The 18,507-nt window shown below is 61.9% G+C and carries 13 protein-coding genes and 1 tRNA gene; 6 read left to right on the top strand and 8 right to left on the bottom strand.

Features of this window, described 5'->3' with window-relative positions; all coding sequences use genetic code 11:
• Nucleotides 1-94: 94 nt before the first annotated feature.
• From msrA to EJ076_RS31520, 3 genes are all read right to left on the bottom strand, one after another.
• On the bottom strand, nucleotides 95-760 hold the full coding sequence (msrA, locus tag EJ076_RS31530) for a peptide-methionine (S)-S-oxide reductase MsrA (protein WP_126070499.1): 666 nt from the start codon (nucleotides 758-760) through the stop codon (nucleotides 95-97).
• Between the two features lie 107 nt (nucleotides 761-867).
• Nucleotides 868-1,191, bottom strand: coding sequence for a hypothetical protein (locus EJ076_RS31525; RefSeq protein WP_126070498.1), 324 nt, complete (start codon nucleotides 1,189-1,191; stop codon nucleotides 868-870).
• A gap of 115 nt (nucleotides 1,192-1,306) precedes the next feature.
• Nucleotides 1,307-2,011, bottom strand: coding sequence for a hypothetical protein (locus tag EJ076_RS31520; RefSeq protein WP_245462923.1), 705 nt, complete (start codon nucleotides 2,009-2,011; stop codon nucleotides 1,307-1,309).
• A 360-nt stretch (nucleotides 2,012-2,371) separates the two neighbouring features.
• Between EJ076_RS31520 and EJ076_RS31515 the strand changes: the two genes are divergently transcribed.
• From EJ076_RS31515 to EJ076_RS31500, 4 genes are all read left to right on the top strand, one after another.
• Nucleotides 2,372-2,461 (top strand) — tRNA-Ser (locus tag EJ076_RS31515).
• 399 nt (nucleotides 2,462-2,860) lie between these two features.
• Nucleotides 2,861-3,238, top strand: a complete 378-nt coding sequence (locus tag EJ076_RS31510) for a hypothetical protein (RefSeq protein ID WP_126070497.1) — start codon at nucleotides 2,861-2,863, stop codon at nucleotides 3,236-3,238.
• A gap of 776 nt (nucleotides 3,239-4,014) precedes the next feature.
• A complete protein-coding gene (locus EJ076_RS31505; RefSeq protein ID WP_126071192.1) occupies nucleotides 4,015-4,965 on the top strand; it encodes a DUF1403 family protein in 951 nt (316 codons plus the stop codon).
• A 2-nt stretch (nucleotides 4,966-4,967) separates the two neighbouring features.
• Nucleotides 4,968-5,666 carry an SMC-Scp complex subunit ScpB gene (locus EJ076_RS31500; protein WP_126070496.1) on the top strand — a complete coding sequence of 233 codons (699 nt, stop codon included), beginning with the start codon at nucleotides 4,968-4,970 and terminating at the stop codon, nucleotides 5,664-5,666.
• Between the two features lie 44 nt (nucleotides 5,667-5,710).
• Here the strand turns inward: EJ076_RS31500 and EJ076_RS31495 are convergent, their stop codons facing one another.
• Both EJ076_RS31495 and EJ076_RS31490 read right to left on the bottom strand, forming a co-directional pair.
• Nucleotides 5,711-8,959 (bottom strand): UvrD-helicase domain-containing protein, encoded by a 3,249-nt coding sequence (locus EJ076_RS31495; RefSeq protein WP_245462922.1) that lies wholly within the window; start codon nucleotides 8,957-8,959, stop codon nucleotides 5,711-5,713.
• Nucleotides 8,956-11,652: a PD-(D/E)XK nuclease family protein gene (locus EJ076_RS31490; RefSeq protein ID WP_126070495.1), complete on the bottom strand. Its 2,697-nt coding sequence runs from the start codon at nucleotides 11,650-11,652 to the stop codon at nucleotides 8,956-8,958. The genes EJ076_RS31495 and EJ076_RS31490 overlap by 4 nt, the downstream gene beginning before the upstream one ends.
• Before the next feature lie 46 nt (nucleotides 11,653-11,698).
• Between EJ076_RS31490 and EJ076_RS31485 the strand changes: the two genes are divergently transcribed.
• Nucleotides 11,699-13,495: an AAA family ATPase gene (locus tag EJ076_RS31485; RefSeq protein ID WP_245463118.1), complete on the top strand. Its 1,797-nt coding sequence runs from the start codon at nucleotides 11,699-11,701 to the stop codon at nucleotides 13,493-13,495.
• Nucleotides 13,488-15,269, top strand: coding sequence for an ATP-dependent helicase (locus tag EJ076_RS31480; RefSeq protein ID WP_126070494.1), 1,782 nt, complete (start codon nucleotides 13,488-13,490; stop codon nucleotides 15,267-15,269). Before EJ076_RS31485 ends, EJ076_RS31480 begins: the two co-directional genes overlap by 8 nt.
• Nucleotides 15,270-15,636: 367 nt before the next feature.
• On the opposite strand, the gene EJ076_RS31475 is transcribed toward EJ076_RS31480, so the two are convergent.
• The 3 genes from EJ076_RS31475 to EJ076_RS31465 form a co-directional block, all read right to left on the bottom strand.
• Complete coding sequence (locus EJ076_RS31475) at nucleotides 15,637-16,284, bottom strand: hypothetical protein (protein WP_126070493.1); 648 nt, start codon at nucleotides 16,282-16,284, stop codon at nucleotides 15,637-15,639.
• A gap of 186 nt (nucleotides 16,285-16,470) precedes the next feature.
• A complete protein-coding gene (locus EJ076_RS31470; protein ID WP_095775707.1) occupies nucleotides 16,471-17,076 on the bottom strand; it encodes a BRCT domain-containing protein in 606 nt (201 codons plus the stop codon).
• Nucleotides 17,077-17,086: 10 nt separating this feature from the next.
• Nucleotides 17,087-17,752, bottom strand: coding sequence for a thermonuclease family protein (locus EJ076_RS31465; protein WP_224673595.1), 666 nt, complete (start codon nucleotides 17,750-17,752; stop codon nucleotides 17,087-17,089).
• Nucleotides 17,753-18,507 lie beyond the last annotated feature (755 nt).

Below are 18,507 nucleotides of genomic sequence, written 5' to 3'. Positions count from 1 at the left end.
ATGGCCCGAAACAAAATTCACGCGGAATTTTGACCTTTTGGAAAAGCATGGCGTGGGTAAGCCGCACGGCTGCTTGTTCCCTGCGCCACGGGACTCAGGCGGAGGCAGCAGCCGGAATGGTGCAAGCGACGCCGGTACCTTTGAGGTTGCAAGTGCCGTAAGGGTTCTTCGCCAGATATTGCTGGTGATCGCCTTCGGCAAAGTAGAATTCGGGCGCCGGCGCGATCTCGGTGGTGATCCTGCCGTGGCCGGCACCGCGCAGCGAGGCCTCATAGGCATCGCGCGAAGCGCTCGCCGTCCGCAATTGCGCATCACCTGATGTGTAGATCGCGGAGCGGTAGGCGGTGCCGACATCATTGCCCTGGCGCATGCCTTGCGTCGGGTCGTGGCTTTCCCAGAACAGCTTCAGAAGCGCGGCATAGGAGATGATCTTGGGATCGTGGACGACCAACACCACTTCAGCATGGCCGGTGAGCCCGGTACAGGTTTCCTGATAGGTCGGATTGGGCGTGAAGCCGCCGGCATAGCCGACCGCTGTGACCCACACGCCTTCGAGTTGCCAGAACAGCCGCTCCGCACCCCAGAAGCAGCCCAGCCCGAACATCGCCGTCTCCAGCCCCTCGGGATAGGGACCCTTCAGCGGTCTTTTCAAGACCTTGTGCTTGGGGGCGGTCGGGATCGCTCTGGCGCGTCCCGGCAACGCCTCGGATGGCTTCGGCAGATTGAGCTTCTTGTTCAGCATGTCGCTGAGAAAGAACATGCGCGGTTTTCCTCTCTGGGTGGAAGGCAAGAAGCCGCCTGACGGCGGCTCTTTCGTTTGAGCATCGGATTTTCCCAAAACCGGCAACCACTTTTGGGTCCGATGCTCTAGGTGGCCGCGAACTGTCCCGTGCGCCGTTGCCGCCTGTAGCCGATCGCATAGAGCAGGAAGGCCAGCACCGCGAACACGGCGAAGCCCGGCTGGTTGAGCACCCAGGCGATGGCGCCGTCCCAAAGCAGCGGACCGGCCTTGGCGCGAACGAAGGTCTCGAAGGCAGCCCGCGTGTCGGGCGAGACGGCCAGCCAACTCGTGTTGAGCGGGGTCAGCACCAGCACTGAGGCCGCCACAGTGCGTGTCGCATCGAGCACCGCCATGATGACGGAAATCGACAGAGCGACCATTGCGGCAAGACGGAAAACGAAGCGAAACATTGGAGACCTTCCTCCGGCCAGCCCTCAAGCTCCTCCCGAGGGCCTTCCGGTTTCAAACGAGAGATAGAATGCGCATGTCTGGTTCGCAATCGCCATATGCGAATTTGAAGCCCGACTAAGCCGCCGGCTTGCGTTTGCGCCGGTGGACGCGCCAGACGGCGAAAATGCCGCCGCCTATGGCGCCGACTACCAGCCCGGCCAGGCCGATGAACACGGCGAAATACCCGCAGGCGCCTTCGAAGCAACTCATGTCGGTACCATTCGCAATGATCGAGCCCGCGAAGAAGCCGGCGAGGGCGCCAACGACCGCGCCGAGGACGATGCCGAGCAGGGCGGCGACGATCGAAACGAGAACCGGCGGCGCTTCGGTTTCCGGCTTGGCATAGACAGTCTCGGCTTCAGACCCGCGGCGCAGCAGATAGATGCAGAGAACCCCGATGGCGATTTCCGCAACGGTGATGGTAAGCGCCTTGCCTGAAAAGACGAAATCGGAAATCGTCAGCACATAGGCCTGCCGCGCCAGCAGCCAGACGATGGTGGCGATCTGCCAGATGGTGAACTGGCGCGGGAAGCGCGCCGAGCGGCCAAAGGCGAGGCCGAGCAGATAGAGCCCCCATAGAATGGTGATGATGTCGACGGCGAGCCCGCCATAGATCAGGTAGAAAACTCCGTCCGGCAGGCTGTAGTCCCACACCAGTCGCCAGGTGGATATCAGGCCGTAGACCGACCACGCCATGACGAAGACGAGCCAGCCCGGCGGCACGAAGGACAGCCCGCTGTCCGGCCGCCTGGCTGGCGTCTGTCCATTGCTCGATGTCATGTCCGCACGATGCCCCCGCAAAGCCTTGTCACTCGACAGGCGGCTCCGGGGGAAGTCAAGGGCGGCCGGCCTGCGGTCCTGCCTTTGCACACCATTGCGGTCGCGGCGCTGCAAAAACGGGCGCGCCGGCGGCCTTGCGAAACACTGTGTGGCCGGCAAAGCGAATAGACTGCCGTTATGGCTTGGCATTCGCCGTCGGATCGACTAGATGAGCCCCGCGCCTGTTGCTTTGACGGCTCAGGTGCGGGGGAAGGGCGCTTGCTGGTTGGCGACGCCGATGGCGGAAATTCCGCCTTGCCCCAAGGGAGGTGCATCTCCCCAACCCGCGCGGCGAAACCGGCCGACGCGACATGCATGGACGGAGAGGTGGCCGAGTGGTTGAAGGCGCACGCCTGGAAAGTGTGTTTACGGGAGACCGTAACGCGGGTTCGAATCCCGCTCTCTCCGCCATATCATCAAAAAAATCAACAACTTATAGTGAATTTCAGAACTTACCCGCCAAAGAGCCCATCATGCAGGATGCTATTGATTTAGGCAGCATGCGACGGCATGAGACATCCGGCCGGGGCGCCATTCCCATCATAAGACGATATCTTGGACCCATCGAGATCACAATTCTGGCAAAGGCGATGAGCGACTACTAGGCTGGGGTGAATCTGGCCTTTCTGTGTAGCGCTGTTCTGTAAATCCTTTGCGGCCGCCTCGATCAACACCGCGCGCGCGTCTTCGCGGCCGCCTCGATCAACACCGCGCGCGCGTCTTCGATGAATTGCTTAATCGCCTCTTCGCTCATGCGGGTACCATGCCTTGCGACATGTTATGCTGCCGCACTTTCCGAAGGGGGACACGATGCTGATGCGCGTCTGCTGGTTGTTGATTGGGGTCGCAGTTGGAGTTGCTGTGACTTTGGCGATCACAAGCCAAACTTGGCTGATCGCAAGCCTTGAATACAATCTGACCTGGGACCGGGGCCGAGATTGGGTTGGAGCTTTGTCCGGCTGGGCAGCATTCGTCGCAGCAGCGGCAAGCTTGCCCTATTTGATAGGACAGTGGCGCGAGGCCAAAAAGCAAACGAGATTCGTGATCGGCGACGAAGATCCAACCCTCGACGTCATCGAACATTTGAAAGACAAAAACACGCTTGTTATCAGAATAGTGAACTGGAATAGACGGGCGATCTTCGTGAAGGACATTGCGGTCGCGTCCAAAACCAACCCTCGAACATGACGGACCAGGCTGTCGTTTGGGACGCCAAGAACGAAGATGGTGATGTCGACGCGAAACTCCCCGTTCAGATCAAGGGCTGGGAAGATCGAGCGGCAAGGCCCGGCTTTGCGAGCCTCGATATCCTCCTGATTAGACAAGCAGCCGGTAGCGAGGAGAACTGGACGGCAGACAGCGTAGTGCGTTTCCCGCAGGATGCGAGCATAGACCGCTACATCGCAACACCCACTATCGACGAGGCGTTCTTTTGCTATCTACGGAGCGCGGCTTAAATAGTCGAAATTCCATTTTGAGGAAGAGTCTGGCCGATGTCCTCCGAAGGCAGAGGGTCACGACTGCCTTTGCGGCTGACTACCCTCCTGCTGGTGTTTCTAGGAGCAGTCCATTCCTGCTGCGCATGGCAGGGTACCTTGTTCGAACCGCGTTTGCGAGCTGTCCGTCATGTTCCCCCCATTCCTCAGCCAAACGGCGTTTGCGTATCTACGTCGGCCCGTAACGCCCGATTCAGCATTCCAGCACTTCCGACTCACTATTGGTAACGGTACAGGGTTGCTCAGGTTAATAAAAGAAAGATTTGCCGTGAAACGCGACAGGCGCATGGAATTTGCCGCGTAGCCAGTAAGATGAATTCGGTTGTACGAGTGTACAACGAATTCTCTTCAGTATTTCTTGGGGCGAACGATAATGCAACATTATCATTCGTTTCTATCGTGCGACAGGCTGTGCGTTTTGATACGAACATCATGGCAGAAAGCGCACGAACGATTTACTCTGAAATCATGATTCGTCTCGATCCCGCGACCGCCAGCCCTGCCCAGCCGCCGACCGTGCCGGCCTGGGCGCTCGTCGCCGGCGCCGCCAACGAGGCCGACGCCGCCTTCCAGGCCGGTGCCGCCCTGGGTGTGCTCGACAGTCTATCCCGGACGCAAGCCAGCTGGGCCGGGGCCTGGCGGCGGCGGCTGGCGCTTCGTTGTGCTGCTGCCAGCATGCGGCTCGCCGGCCGGTCAGAGGACGCGGCCGCTCTGCGCGACGCCTGGCACTTGCGTCCGGCCGGCGCCGATCCCGGCCCTGCAGGCGCCATCTATGGCGCCTGGCGGCAGTTAGCCGCGGAGCCCCCCGTCGCCAACACCGACCGGCTCGAAAGGATCGTCGACCAGCTCGGCCTGCATTGGGATGCGACAGCACGGGCAGCGCTTTCCACGCAAATCGATGAATTGGGGCGGTCCCAGCGGCCAGCGCCATTCGCTGCCGCGGCTGTCGCCGCGCACGTCGTCGCCATGCGCCCCGACTCCGAGCTTTTGGCCTGGTGGCTCGCCGACCTGGTGCTGGCGCAAAGCCTGCGCTGGCCGCGGCCGCTGCCGCTGCTGATGGCGCAGGCCTTTGGTCCGGCTTTTCGCGATGAGGCTGGCGGCAAGCGCATCCGACCTGCGGACAAGAGTTTTGAGCGGGCGGTTTGCCTGGCGCTGGTTAAAGCCGCGGCGGAGGCCTGCCGTTTGGCCGCCGAGCTGTCGCGCCGGGCCGAAAAACTCCTGGCGGTGGCGCCAAGACTGCGCGCCAAAGGCGCCGGCGATGTAATCTTTCTGCTGCTCAGTGAAGACGCCGTTTCGGGCTCGCTGACGACCAAAAACCTGTCCCGCTTTGCGGCGCGGCGCCTGTTCGACCGGCTGCAACAATTGGATGCCGTGCGCGAGCTTTCTGGCCGCACCACCTTTCGGCTGTTTGGGTTGTAGGGATGAGCGAAGTGTCTGCGCGCCGCAAGCCGAATGAACAGCCTGTGCTGCTCGACACCGAGCTGGACCACCTGCCGCCGGAGCTGCGCTGGCGCGAGTGGATGGGCCGCGTCGAAGCGGTGATTTTTTCCGCTAGCGAACCGGTGACACGTAGTGTCCTCGCGCGGGTGGTGGGGAAGAACTGCAATCTCGAGCTGATCATCGACGACATCCGCGCCGAGCTCGCCGGCCGGCCCTATGAACTGGTCGCGGTCGCTGGCGGCTGGCAGCACCGGACCAAGAGAATTTTCGGCGACGTCATCCGCGCCGCCTTCGGCACGGTAACGGGCGAGGGGGCAAAAGAATTGTCGCAGGCGGAGGCACTGGTTTTGATGTGCATTGCCTATTTCCAGCCGATCACCCGCGCCGAGCTATCGACCTTCTTCGGCAAGGAGGTGTCGCGCGATCTGATCGGCGTTCTGCGCGCGCAGGATCTTATCGCCTCCGGGCCGCGCAGCCCGCAGCCGGGCGCGCCCTACACCTACGTGACGACAAAAGACTTTCTGTCGCAGTTCGGGCTTGACACGCTGCGCCAACTGCCTGATTTCGAGGCGCTTGAGGACGCCGGGTTGCTGTCGAAGGAGAAGCTCCTCGCCGGAAACATCATCCCAGGATTTGCAGATATCGAAGAAGATGGCGCCAACGGCTTCCTCGACGAATAGATGATCCCGTCATGGCGGGACAACCCAGGTGATCTCGCCGATTGTCAGATAGACGATTGCGCCACGCACGGCACCGGTCGCAGACAGGTAGTCACGCAGTTGCCGCATATGTGCTTCGCGCACAGCAGGTGCGGGATGGACGTCGGATTTCCAATCGATGGCAGCGTCGACACGGTCTTCGATGATCGCCAAAGCGTCGGCCCGCCCGGCAATAAGGCTCGCCTGGTCGCGCCCCCAGATTGCGATTTCGGGCACAAGGTGGGCCGCAGTTCGGCAATCTGCGGCAAAGCGAGCCCGCGGAGCGCCACTGCTCCCATCTCATAAGGATCGGGCTGAGGTTCATCGTCATTTACGTCGGTCACCAATTGATTGAGCAGTTCGCGAGCGCGGTCAACGCTTGCACCGAGTTCTCCCGCGAGCTCACCGGTAAGAAGCTCTTCCATCAGCTTGTGAAGGATGACGCCGCGGCGGGCGCCGGCACCGGCCACCTCGAAATGCTCAATGTGGCTCTCCGAAGTTACGACGCCCTCGAGAGGGTCGCCGAGTCGATCGGCATCATGTTCGCTGGGCCGGCGCCACACTATCGGCGGCGCGCTTTCCTCGACGCACCGTTGCTCGGCGGCAAAAATATCAGAAGACTGCTCGTTGGTCAGAGACGCCGGTGCCGGCATTTCGCGCCGCGCAAAGGACGTAAGGTCCAGCTCAGGAATGTCCAGCTGACGCAGGTCTATCGAGCTGAACCAGGAATCTTTGGACGCCTGGGGAATGTGGGGAAGGATCAGGAGATCCCGTGCCCGCGTGCATGCCACGTACCAGATACGCTCACGTTGATTGGCATCCTCCAGGCTTTCCGCGGCGCGCGCTGCAGCCAGCTCCGGCGGCGCGACGCCCCCCAGCATCCAGTGCAACGTGTTGTCGGACTGCCGATGCACGAACTGATCCGGCCGGTAGAGTTCGGTCGTCGAATTGACCGGAATGACAATTGGCCACTCCGATCCCTTAGCGCTATGAATGGTGACGATCTCGACGGCATCCTTGGCAGCATCGATGCGTCCTTCCTGCGCCCGGGCCTTGCGCTCCCAATCTTCCTGCAGATCGCGAATGAAAGCGCGCAGGCCAGCGATCGAGTAGCCGCGCGCCCTCTCGATCAATGCGTCGAGGTTGACGAGCGCGCGGGCATTCCTGTTGCGATGTCGCGCTGCCATGATCACGCGAACATTCAGGCGTTCGATGGCCTCCGCCAAAATCAGGCTTGGGGTCACGATTGAGGCGCGCCGACGAAGCCGCTGCAACTCGACGAGAATATCTCTGGCGACAGCATGCTGCACGAGCTCAGGATCCGTCCGCACAGTGAAAAAGCGTTGGCCGTCGGCTTGCTCGACAAGGGCTGAGGTGATGTCCAGCAGTTCCTGTTCGCTCAGGCCCACCAGCGGCCCTCGCATCAGCGCGCCAAAGGCCAGCGTGTCGGAGGAATCCGCCAGGACCCGTAGCAACGCCAGAATGTCCTGCGTTTCCTGCCGCCGCATCAGAGTCTGGCCGGCTTGCGAGGATACCGCGAGGCCGCGCTGCTCAAGCGCGCGTTCGTAACGCCACAGTTCCGTGTGTCCCGGAGAGAGCAGCGCGATGTCGCCGGCCTGCAGCGGAGTGGATGTCTTGTCCGCACGTTTTATCGACACATTGCCGATCAAGGCAGCGCAAATGTCGGCAACGCGCTCGGCTTCGGTCTCGCGAAACATTTCCGCGTAGATGCGACCCTCGGTAGCCACCTCGACGGTGAAGCGGGCGACGCAGGGAAGCGGGTGCGACGCTTCGAAGAGGGTCGGTGCGAGCGCGACATATCGGGGCTGCGAGGGCTTGGCAAAGACCGGCTCGAAGCAGGCGTTGACATGCTCGATGATCGGTTTCAGCGATCGGAAATTAGCGGTGATCTCAAGCACCGCACCATGATCCTGGCCGTCGATCAGCTGGCGGCAGAGTTCGTAGGCTTCTATGTCGGCGCCGCGAAAGCGATAGATCGCCTGTTTCGGATCGCCGACGAGGAAGAGCGCCCCGGACCGTAGCTCCGACTTCTCCCATTGTCCTGGCCGCGCTTGGGTCGCGGCGATCGAGAACAGGATCTCGCTCTGGATGCCGTCGGTGTCCTGGAACTCATCGACCAGGATGTAGCGATAGCGCTGGCCGATGGCCTGGCGCACCTCGTCATGGTCGCGGACCAGCGAGCGGACGTGAATCAACAGATCGTCGAAATCCAGGACGGCGGCAGCGCGCTTGCGCGCCTGATAGCTTTCCAGCAACTGGTCGAGGGAGGTCGACAGCGAGCACACCAACGTGCTGGCGATATGACCGACGAGCTCGCTCCAGGCGGTGACGACGGTTTCATAAAGCTCCCGGCCATCAGTTGAACCGACATCATTGCGGTGAGCGCCGAAGGCCCGCGCAGCCTCATCGTAGGTTTTTAGCTGCAGGCCTTTGCGCTCGAAGAGGAGGCCGGTTCCCGGATCGCAGAGGCGCCACAGGGCTCGGAAACTCTCTTTGCTTGCGAGGCAGTCATGATATCGCTGCGCAAGCCCGCGCAATTCGTGCGCGATGTCGGAAAGCCATGTGTCGGGTTCGGCGCTCGTCTGCCACCGGTCGAAATCGTCGACCGCCTGGACGAAATCAATGTCGGGCCGCGCGCCGGCGGACGGACGGATCGGTTGGGCGTCGGGATGCTTGCGCCGAAGGTTCGCGAGTTCACGGATGAGATCCACCACCTGAAGCGGAATCTCCTCAGCCAACACGACAATCGGGTCGCCTTCCGCGGCATCGGCCGCGAGCCGATGCGAAAACCACGCCGACAGCTCCGCCATGAATAGATTGCCGGCGACGGTGGCATCGACCACACGGGCGCCGGGGTCGAGCCCGGCCTGGACGCCATGGCTGCGGATGACCGACTGGCAAAATCCGTGAATTGTCGTCGCCGTGAGCTCGTCGAGCCGGGGAAAAGCGACGACAAGCGCCTCGCGCTGCTGCTCCGAAAGGCCCTGCGGAAGAACCGCCTCGATGAACGCGGGAACATCGCCTGCCAGCAGCTTATCGACCGTTTCCCTGATCCGGCGCGCGAGCTGGCTCGCGGCGAGCTCGGTAAAGGTGATGGCGGCGATCTCGCCAGGGTGGCGGCCGGCCGCCAGCATCATCGCCACACGACCGGCCATCAGCGAGGTCTTGCCCGTTCCCGCGGCCGCTTCGACCAACAGGATCGAGGAAAAATCGGTCATGGCCTGGCGCCGGGCCTCCTGATCGGCGAGCGTCATGTCAAGGCACTCCAGAGCTTGTTGAGCGGCTGGTTGGCTGCCCGGAACTCTGAAGCCTTGCGGCGCAGATAAGTCTCGCGATCGGCAGGAAGCGCGAGGCGCATATCGTCGTAATCGGCGTCCTGCTCCCAACGCGGCGCGATCCGGCCGCTGCGCAGGATGGTCATGGCCGCCGACAGAAAACCCGCCGCCTCGCCGACCACCGCATCGAGCTCGTCGCCCTTGAGCTCGAAGATTGCCGGATCGTCGGCGAGATAGACCAGGCGCGCCACTACGGTCCTGACTTCAGGCAGCAGCGCACGGGCCGCGATCGCATAAAGAACGCGCTGCAGCTCTCGCCCCTGGCCCAACGCAATGCGTTGATGTCTCGGAGGCGGCTTCGCGCTCTTGTAGTCGGTGATCCGAGCGCCGTCGCCGGTGGCGCGAATATCGAGCCGATCCATGCGGCCGCCGAACACCAGGCCAGTCTGCTCGATCGGGACCGTGATCGTCGTGTCCCACGGCGCGCCTTCCCCGGCGCCGCCGCCTTGCCCGAACGGCACCTCCGTCCAACTGCGCGTATCGGATCTGACCTGATCATCGGCGTTGAGGCCTCTGGCAGTGCGACGCGCGGCCTCGCTCACCGTATGCCGCCACAGGATGGGTGGCGGAACGGAACGCTGTAGTGGCCATGCGTGCAGGATCGCCGTCGACGCATCGGCGATCGCGGCTTCGATCTCATCGGCGCTGGCGCGCGCAAATCCCGGCGTCGGCTCGAGCGCTATGATTGCGCCGCTGATCAGCTCATGAACCAGTTCGCCAAACGAGGCCGCACCGAGTTGCAGCGGGTCGGATAGGAACCGGACAGAGCGCCAGCCCAGAGCGTAACGCCAGACGAACCCGAGCGGATCTCGCAACAGCCTCTGGAGCGATGTCGTCGACTGAACCCGCGTCAAGGCTCTCTCAATCGCCGGATGATTGGCTCCTGAAAGGCCATCATGCGGCGTCAATATCAAAGGCCGTTGCCAGTTGCGCCAGCAAAGCTGGCTTTGGCGAACATGGGCGAGTTGGCCGGCATCGCGGGGTCTCGCCAAAAGCCGGTCCGCTTCGCTGAAAGCATGTTCCGGAATGCGATCGCGCTTGTACACGATCTCTGCCGAAGGCCAGAGCGAGCTGGGTGACAGAACGCCGCCGTTGGGGTTGCGCAGCGAGCGGGACAAGACGAGTTGTTCATGGGTGTGCGCCTGGATGACCTCGAAATGGTGCCGGTCGCGCTCGGCGACCCCCACGGGATGAAGCCTGCGGCGGTCGAGCAAATGGTGAGGCAGCAGCGGGTCGTCGTTTTCCGAACGCGGCCAGGATCGGCTGGTGAGGCCGAGCAGCCGCGTATACGGGCGCGGACATGCGGCCAGTTGCCATGCGGGACACCAGACGACGCTATTGGCCGGATCACGCTGGTCGGCGACGCGCAGCGCTTGCAAGGAGAGCGCGATGGCTTGTGCCGGGGCGCTTCGCAGAGCCTCCTCCCACATCGCCAGGCTGGCGCCGCTTAGCAACCGCGCTCCGGCCTCTGCCGCTATGTCGGCGCCGCGCGCGAGGAGTTCGAGAACGGGAAGCAGGATTTGCTCGGCCAATTCGCCGTCGTCTCGCCGCGGCCTCGCCGCGGCCAGAACTTCTCGCCACTGGTCGAGGCTGCGCAAGCCGGCGCTTCGCGGGATTGCGGCGAACCAGTCCGGCGGCAGCCGGCTGGCGAACGGGTGCGCGGGGAGGCGCCGGACCAAGCGCCAGACCCGTTCCTGGTTGAGCCCGTTTGCGAGAATGTCGGCCAGGGCGGCACAGGCCTGGCCCTCCGGCGTGCTCAAAGCGGGCACCCCATGAGAGAAATGCAACGGCAATCCGGCACTTCTCGCATAGGCCAGAAAGTGATCGTCCCAGTCCTGTGTCGAAGTCGCGGCGATCGCGATGTCTCGCGCTTGCACCTTTCCGGTCGCCAGCAACTGCCGGGTCCAGCGCAGCGCCTCGATAACCTCCGACTTCGGGTCCGCGCTCGCCTCGGCGGATTTACGGACCGGAGTAGTCGCAGCCCTTCTTTGGATCGACCCTCTAAACCATGCGTGCTCGGCAGGCGCCGGCAGTTCCCAAGTAATGTCGGTGACCCGAGCGAGGTCATTGAGAAGAGACAGCCAAAGCGGATCGACGTCCACCACTCCCGAAAGCGTGACCGGACCCAGCAGGCTACGCGCACGATCGATCCGCTTGGCGGCTGCATCACGAAGATCGCGCGGAAGCATATGCGCGGGTGGGATGTGATCGCGAACGTAGGTCTCGACGCGATGAAGATCGTCAAACCTCGGCACCTCGCCTGCCAATGACGACAGATCGAGATCCGCCCGCCAGGCGCAATCGAGCGCGTGCAGGACCGCACGCGGCATCCCCGGCAACGCCGCCACCATTCCGATATCGCCAAAGCTTTCGGACGCCAGCGCGGCCTTGATTGCCGGATAGAGAACATCGGTGCCGGCAGGTGTGGCAAAACCACCAACCAGCCGCGCCGCAAGCAGAGGCAGAGTTACGATCTCGCGGCCGATCGCTCCGCCCCGCGCCGCAGCGGCGCGGGCGCTGCGAAGCGCCAACATACCATCGACGACGTAAGTGGAGCGACTCGGCATCGTGTTTTCGTGTTGTTGTTCCAACAGGGCACTGTGATCGCCCAAGATCACCGGCTATTGAAGCTTAGGCAAAGAAAAACTTCGGGCATTGGTGACGGAAATGCGGCTGAGTAAGCTGAGCATCAGGAATTTTAGGAACTTCCAGTCGATCGACGTCGCGCTGGCCGGCAATGTCGTGCTGCTCGGCGAGAACCGTGTTGGCAAGAGCAATCTGCTCTTCGCCATTCAGCTCATCCTCGATCCGACCCTGCCCGATTCGGCACGGCAACTGAAGCTCACCGATTTCTGGGATGGCGGGCCGGCCGACTATACCGCGCCCATCGAGGTGCATCTGGAAATCTCCGATTTCGCCACGGACATGGCGCTGACCGCGCTATTGACCGATTTCCGGGCGCGCCATGATCCGACGATCGCACAGCTTAGTTATGTCTTTCGCAAGAAGTCGGACGTTACGGGCCCGCCGCAATCCAGCGCCGACTGCGAGTTCCTGGTCTTCGGTGGTGGCGATGAAACGCGATCGCTGCCGAGCAAAGTGCGCCGCCGCATTACGATCGATCTGCTCGACGCCTTGCGCGACGCCGAAGGCCAGCTCGGTAGCTGGCGAGCCTCTCCGCTGCGCCATCTCCTCGAAGAGGCCGTCTCGAGCATTAGCCGCCCCGAACTCGACGCCGTGGCGGCCGAGCTCGACAAAGCGAGCAAGGCGCTTGAAACCCTTCCGACCATCAAGACGCTTGAAGATGAACTGCGCGCCGGTATCGGCTACCTGTCCGGAAAGGCGCATGACATCGACGCCCGTTTGAGATTCGCGCCAGCCGACCCGCTTCGCCTTTTCCGGGCTATCGCGATGTACATCGACGGCGGCAAGCGCGGCATCGCGGAGGCCAGCCTCGGCTCGGCGAACGTTGCTCTGCTGGCACTGAAGCTTGCGGAATTCGCGTGGCGCCGGAAGAAGAACGAACGCAATTTCTCGCTGCTGTGCATCGAGGAGCCGGAAGCCCATCTTCACCCGCACCTGCAGCGATCGGTTTTTTCCAAGCTGCTTGGTAATGCCGAGGCCGCTCAGGCCATGATAGTCACCAGCCACTCGCCCACCCTGGCTGCGGTCGCCCCGTTGCGGTCACTCGTCCAGCTGAAGAGGAGAGGGGGCGCGACGCAGGCATTCTCATTGGCGCATCTTCCGGTGACACCCGATGAGCTTGACGATCTCGAGAACTATCTCGACGCGACACGCGCCGAGTTGCTGTTCGCGCGTGGCGCCATCTTTGTCGAGGGCGATGCGGAAGAGGCGCTCATGCCCGTCTTCGCGTCGTCTCTCGGCCATTCGCTTGACGATCTCGGTATCACCGTCTGCAACGTCGCCGGCACGAACTTCCGCCCCTATGTCAAGCTCGCCGAGGCGCTGGCGCTGCCCTATTGCGTCATCACTGACTGGGATCCTCTGGACGGCACCAAACCGCCTCTCGGCAAGAAACGCACTATGGATCTGTGGGCAGACATGCTCACCATCCGCGGCAAGCCCCCACTGACGCCGGCGCAACTGGCGGAGTGGGAGGGAAAGGACTATGCGGCATTCAGTGCCGGTGCGATGACGACCAGCGTCTTTCTCAACGATCGGACCTTCGAAGTCTCCGTCGCCAACACGCCCGCCCTGTTGAGCTCGCTCCTCGACATCCTCAGCGACCAGGATTTCGGGTCCGTGCGAACCAAGCGAATTGCCGACTGGCGTGCAGGCACGCCAGTCGATGCCGAGCAGCTGCTCGCGATGGTTGGAAGCGTCGGCAAGGGACGACTCGGTGCCCGGCTGGCGAAAAAAGCCGCTGGTCTCCCACCGCCCCCCTACATCGCCGCCGCCCTCGCCGCCCTCGTCACGCTGGTCTCCAATGCTTAGCGACCGGGCACTTGTTCAGGCGTTGGCTGATCTAAAGGGCAACCCGGAGCAGGCGGCCGCGGTCGTCGAGAAGGGTCATTGCGTAGTGCTGGCCGGTCCGGGGAGCGGGAAGACCAAGACGCTGACGACCGCGATGGCGCGCGGGCTGATCCAGGATGTTTCCGAACCGCGTAGTGTTGCCTGTATTACCTACAACAACGACTGCGCGATCGAACTGGAAACGCGGCTCGCCCGCCTCGGGATCACGCCGGGCGACCGCGCTTTCATCGGCACCGTGCACAGTTTCGCGCTGCGCCAGGTTATCAGCCCCTACGCGCGTTGCGTACCCATGGGGCTTCCGGCAGACTTCAAGGTCGCAAGCAAGTCGCAGATGAAAGCGACAGTCGAAACGGCCTACAGGAACTCGATCGGCGGTTACGGCAACCCGCACGACCGATGGAAGTTCGCTTCCGAAAAGCGCCTTCGCGATGTCGACCGCACGCGGCCTGAATGGCGGGGACACAATCCGGAGCTGGCCGATTTCATCGAAGCGTACGAGGCGGAACTGCACCGGCAAGGCTTGATCGACTTCGACGACATGCCCCTGATCGCCTATCGCATGATCAAGGAAAATGGCTGGATTCGCGACGCGCTACGCGCTCGCTTTCCTATATTGTTTGTGGACGAATACCAGGACCTGGGCCACGCGCTGCATGAACTCGTCCTGGTGCTCTGCTTCGAAGGCGGAATTCGGCTCTTCGCGGTCGGCGACACCGACCAATCGATCTACGCCTTCGCCGGCGCCAATCCCGAATTGCTCGAGAGCCTGACGCGCCGGCCCGATGTGCGTACGATCAGGCTTCGCTTCAACTATCGATCCGGTGCAAAGATCATCCGCGCGTCGCTCGGCGCGCTTGGCGAGGAGCGCGACTATCATGGCATCGACGGCGCGCCCGACGGCGATCTGAACTTCTGGCCGGTTCCCTACGGACACGACAATCAGGCTGAAGCGGTCGCCAACACGATCATTCCCAAGCTTGTGGAGCAAGGGTTCGAGCTCGGAACAATCGCGGTTCTTTATCGGGCCGCCTGGCTCGGCGACAAGGTGGCGGCCGCCTTGAAAGAGGCGGGGATCCCTTTTGTCCGGACCGACATGAATGCGCTGGTCAAGCGAAGTTCCCGGCTGGCGCGCTTCATCGAGGAGTGCGCTCGCTGGATCACCGGCGGCTGGCGCGATGCCGAACCGCCATACGCGCGGTTGCTGTCGCAAGCGCTGACGCTGGTCTATGGGCGCCACGCCAGCGAACGCGAGGAGCAGGAGTTGTCCGTGCAACTCATGGAGTTTCTCAACACCTCGCTCGCAAGCGTCGAGACGACCCACGTCTGGCTCCAGCGCTTTTCTCGTGAACTTGTTACGCCGTGGCGCAACATTGCGCGCAACTCCGAACAGGAATGGGACGTCTGTGGGGAAATGATCACCAACACCGATCCGGCCCGAGACCTCGATCTTCCCCTCGCGCACTTCGCCGGGCGGGTCGAGGGATCAGGTCGCGTCAACCTGAGCACCCTGCACAGCGCCAAAGGCAGGGAGTTCGATGCGGTCATCGTGTATGGAGTAAACGCTTCCGACATTCCGAGCACGCGCGACAAGCAGACTCCCGCGAGCCTTCGTGAGGCCAGGCGCTTGTTTTACGTCGGAGTGACGCGCCCGAAAAAACACCTCAGCCTGGTCTACCAGGAACATCACCACTCACCATGGGTCTTCGAGCTTTACCAGCGAAGTCAGCAGGATTGAATCCCGAGTAAATCGGCGTAGTCAACCAGCTCCTCATCCGAGCTGTGCCCCTATCCTGGCGGCCGATCTTCAGCCTGACGTTCAACATGCTCGACCTTGTCTAAATCACTCGGGTACACCATTGGCGCAGCAAGGTCTCAACCTCGTGAAACCGGCGATGCATCGGTTTTGGCGCGAGATGCTCCCACCAGGCGCGATTGATCGAGACCACAAAACCTCCATTTCAATTGGTTAATGACGTCTGCTGAAACCGGACTTCTCCGATAAGGGCCGCCATTCGCGCTAAGTTCATGACGATCACCATGACGGCTGTTTCGACGGTCGGTCGCCGCACGCCGGCCCGCCATGGGCTTGCTCGACGCTCAGGTCAGAAGGACAGACGAGCGATGATCTTCGCTGGCCTCACTGCTCGGATCGAAGGTATTACGGCTTCTGGTACTTGGAAGGTCCTCAGGTTCTGAGCTTTGGATGTGGCGCCCGGTATCGCTGCCTCTGCGGAAGCAATGTCTTTTGCACTCACCTGCAGCGACTTGCAGGCTCCCTTCTCGTACCAAAGATTCTTGGCAACCGCGCTTCCCACCGCCGCCGTGATGGCAGTGGGTGCGACATCGTTCGGCGCGACTTGGCGCGTCGCGATCAACGCCTTGATTGCCTCACCGAGGATCGCAGCGGAGTCGTCGAAGCCAACCCCGCGAACTTGATCGAACCTCTTCTCCGTGCTCCCGTCAACGATGCAGTGATGCGCAATGAAGATCCAGTCGTGGATCATGTAGGCTGGGGCGTAGCCCCAAGGCGACAGCCCTTTGAAGACCTGCGCGATCTTCGGGATTGAGCCGCCGTCCGTGTACATGAGGCCCGGCTTGATCGTGCTTCCTGGCGCTGCCGGATCTGCCCTGTGGAAGATCAAGGGATCCTGAGGGTCGGGCACGAACAGGAAACTCCCGTCACCGGAACTGTTGCCCTCACCGACCCACATCACGAACAAGCTGCCGGATATCTCACCGGTGGTAAGCATTCTGGTAGTCTATGGAGCTGCACCCAGCTGCCGTTGTAACTGCGAGCGCGATCACGCTCGTAAAGAAGCGACCTGTAAATCGCCGAGACAGGCGGATCTGATCGCTGAACGCATTGTGCCGCATCGTTCCACCTCGGTCGAATAGGATGCTGATGGTATGAGACGCTGCCAAACGAACGGACGAAGTCAGAGAAAACCGACCCAGTGGCTCTCGGCGACAATCGAGATTGGCAACCCCTCGTCGCGCCAGGCGGTCGCTTTGAAAATCTTGTCGCCAAACGATGAGTGCTTCCAAGACTCCGTGGCGTAGGCACCGATCACGAGCACGTCGGTCTTTTGCGTCAAACTGCCGGCGCGGCCGCCACGATCCGCTATGGCCTGCTCGCAGTATTTTCGCTGGCCATAATTGAACGTCCCGGTGAAACAGTACGACCGACCTTCAAAGGTCAAATTCGGAGGCGGATTGCAAAGGGGCAGGGTGGTCGGCTTCAACACTTCCCCGAGTTCGAAATCTCGGTTCGAGAAGCTGTTCAACGTATCGAGAAGTTCGGTGTGTTCATCGGCATCGAGCACCCCGTCCGCAAGGATTTCATTGACCCGTCGGTACAAGGTCCGGACGATCGGCTGATCGCTAATCTCGACATTGGCGGCCAGCCACTTTTGAAGGAACTCGACTTCCGCCTTGTTGATACTTCCGTCTGCAGCGAGGCCGCGCGCTAACCCAATCAACTCATCGATCTGCCGCGAAGAAATACGATCGCCGCCGACGCGGTTGTAAAACTTGTCATCCATGGACCCCTCCCTAGCAAAGCGTCTCGCACGCTACCCCGTCACCATCCCTATCCAGCTTGCGGCCCCACGCACAGTTGTGCAGGTACCATTGGGCGTCTTCGCAGGAGCTGATTTGCGAGCAGTATCGCCGGGGCTCGCACGAAAGGCCGCGGCTTTGCGCGACCAGCTTGCGACTGATGATGCCGAGCGGCTGGCTCGACGGCGCAGCGCCGTCGCCATGCGATGCGCGCCAGTCCCAAGGCGCGTCGAACTTGCCAACCCATAGACCAAGTCTCGCCGCCTTGGCCTTTGCCTGCTGCGGCGCGTAGGCGCCGTTGCTGTAGTGCGGCCAATCGAGCGCCTGGCCATGCTCTACCATCCACGCGGCCACGCTGGCGCCGTCGGCGCGCCGGCAGTCGCCGACGAAGCGGTGATAGCGATCCCAAGTCACAAAGATGCATGCCAACGGCCTAGAGGCCGCGAGGAAGCTATCCAGCGCTTCGGCGGATCGCCGACCGCATGGATACTCGAAGCCTTTGGCGTCGTCGCAATATTGCTTGCTCTCTGGCGCATCGATCCCGCTGAACCGAATGCGCTGGCCGCGGATCTCAATCGTGTCACCGTCAATGACGGACGCCACGCCGGTCATGGGGGCGGGCTTTGGCTCGATCCAGTTCGCAGGGGTCAGGTCTGGCAAGCGGTCACTATGCATCATGACCGTCTGAGCAGCTAAGGCACCGACTGCAGCAGCGGTGACGAAAATCAACCGTCGCGGGACACTTGCCCACCGCAGTGCACGAGAGCGTTTTGCTCCAGTGCGCTTGCGCCAGCGATTAGAACGATTGTCGTAACGAGACCTATCCACACCCTATCTCCCCAAGCGGGAGAATGCTCCTAAATGTATCAGAGGTCTAGCGAAGCCTATTTGCTGATGATTCCCTTAGGAGATCACGGTTTCACTTGCCCTAGCGCAACAAGTGTCAGTGCCGAGCCGAGGCTCGTTCCGAAGCCAATATGCTCTAGCTTAGGAACTGCCGCAGCATTGTGTGGAGTCGTAGGCTATTAGTTATTGTCTTCGACCGGCGCACTTGGGCCATTTTATGTGCCATGGGTGTGTGCCCTCCGTTGACCGTGAGAAGCTCGCAGGAATCGAGATGGCCTTCAAGATCGCTTTGGCCACTGCCAACAGGTGTTTTGCGTCTCGTTGAGCTACGTAATTGGCGTCAGCATTCCTGAGGATGCGAGCGAGCTGCGATCGTGGCGAGCCGTTTGATCAGCCACAATGTTTAGTCTGGATAACCCCTCCGGACAATGGATCGCGGCGTACGCGGGTCCGATTTCGACGGCAGCTTTGCGCCTCATTCCGGCTGTTCGACCCAAACCTACGACTTACCGAAAGCTGACATTGCTACTGTCTTAGCCTTGCAAGCGTAGCCTCAAGCACTCCCTAGG

The organism is Mesorhizobium sp. M7D.F.Ca.US.005.01.1.1 (genome assembly GCF_003952545.1).
Lineage (GTDB): Bacteria > Pseudomonadota > Alphaproteobacteria > Rhizobiales > Rhizobiaceae > Mesorhizobium > Mesorhizobium loti.
Note: the sequence above shows the minus strand (reverse complement) of the source record. Positions and strands in the feature narration are given on the sequence as shown.

What these genes read in the sequence shown, in the direction of transcription:
- EJ076_RS31505 (WP_126071192.1), top strand. Translation starts at nt 4,015, where the DNA reads ATGATTCGTCTCGATCCCGCGACCGCCAGCCCTGCCCAGCCGCCGACC.
- msrA (WP_126070499.1), bottom strand. Translation starts at nt 760, where the DNA reads ATGTTCTTTCTCAGCGACATGCTGAACAAGAAGCTCAATCTGCCGAAG.
- EJ076_RS31475 (WP_126070493.1), bottom strand. Translation starts at nt 16,284, where the DNA reads ATGCTTACCACCGGTGAGATATCCGGCAGCTTGTTCGTGATGTGGGTC.
- EJ076_RS31470 (WP_095775707.1), bottom strand. Translation starts at nt 17,076, where the DNA reads ATGGATGACAAGTTTTACAACCGCGTCGGCGGCGATCGTATTTCTTCG.
- EJ076_RS31525 (WP_126070498.1), bottom strand. Translation starts at nt 1,191, where the DNA reads ATGTTTCGCTTCGTTTTCCGTCTTGCCGCAATGGTCGCTCTGTCGATT.
- EJ076_RS31510 (WP_126070497.1), top strand. Translation starts at nt 2,861, where the DNA reads ATGCTGATGCGCGTCTGCTGGTTGTTGATTGGGGTCGCAGTTGGAGTT.
- EJ076_RS31520 (WP_245462923.1), bottom strand. Translation starts at nt 2,011, where the DNA reads ATGACATCGAGCAATGGACAGACGCCAGCCAGGCGGCCGGACAGCGGG.
- EJ076_RS31495 (WP_245462922.1), bottom strand. Translation starts at nt 8,959, where the DNA reads ATGACGCTCGCCGATCAGGAGGCCCGGCGCCAGGCCATGACCGATTTT.
- EJ076_RS31480 (WP_126070494.1), top strand. Translation starts at nt 13,488, where the DNA reads ATGCTTAGCGACCGGGCACTTGTTCAGGCGTTGGCTGATCTAAAGGGC.
- EJ076_RS31500 (WP_126070496.1), top strand. Translation starts at nt 4,968, where the DNA reads ATGAGCGAAGTGTCTGCGCGCCGCAAGCCGAATGAACAGCCTGTGCTG.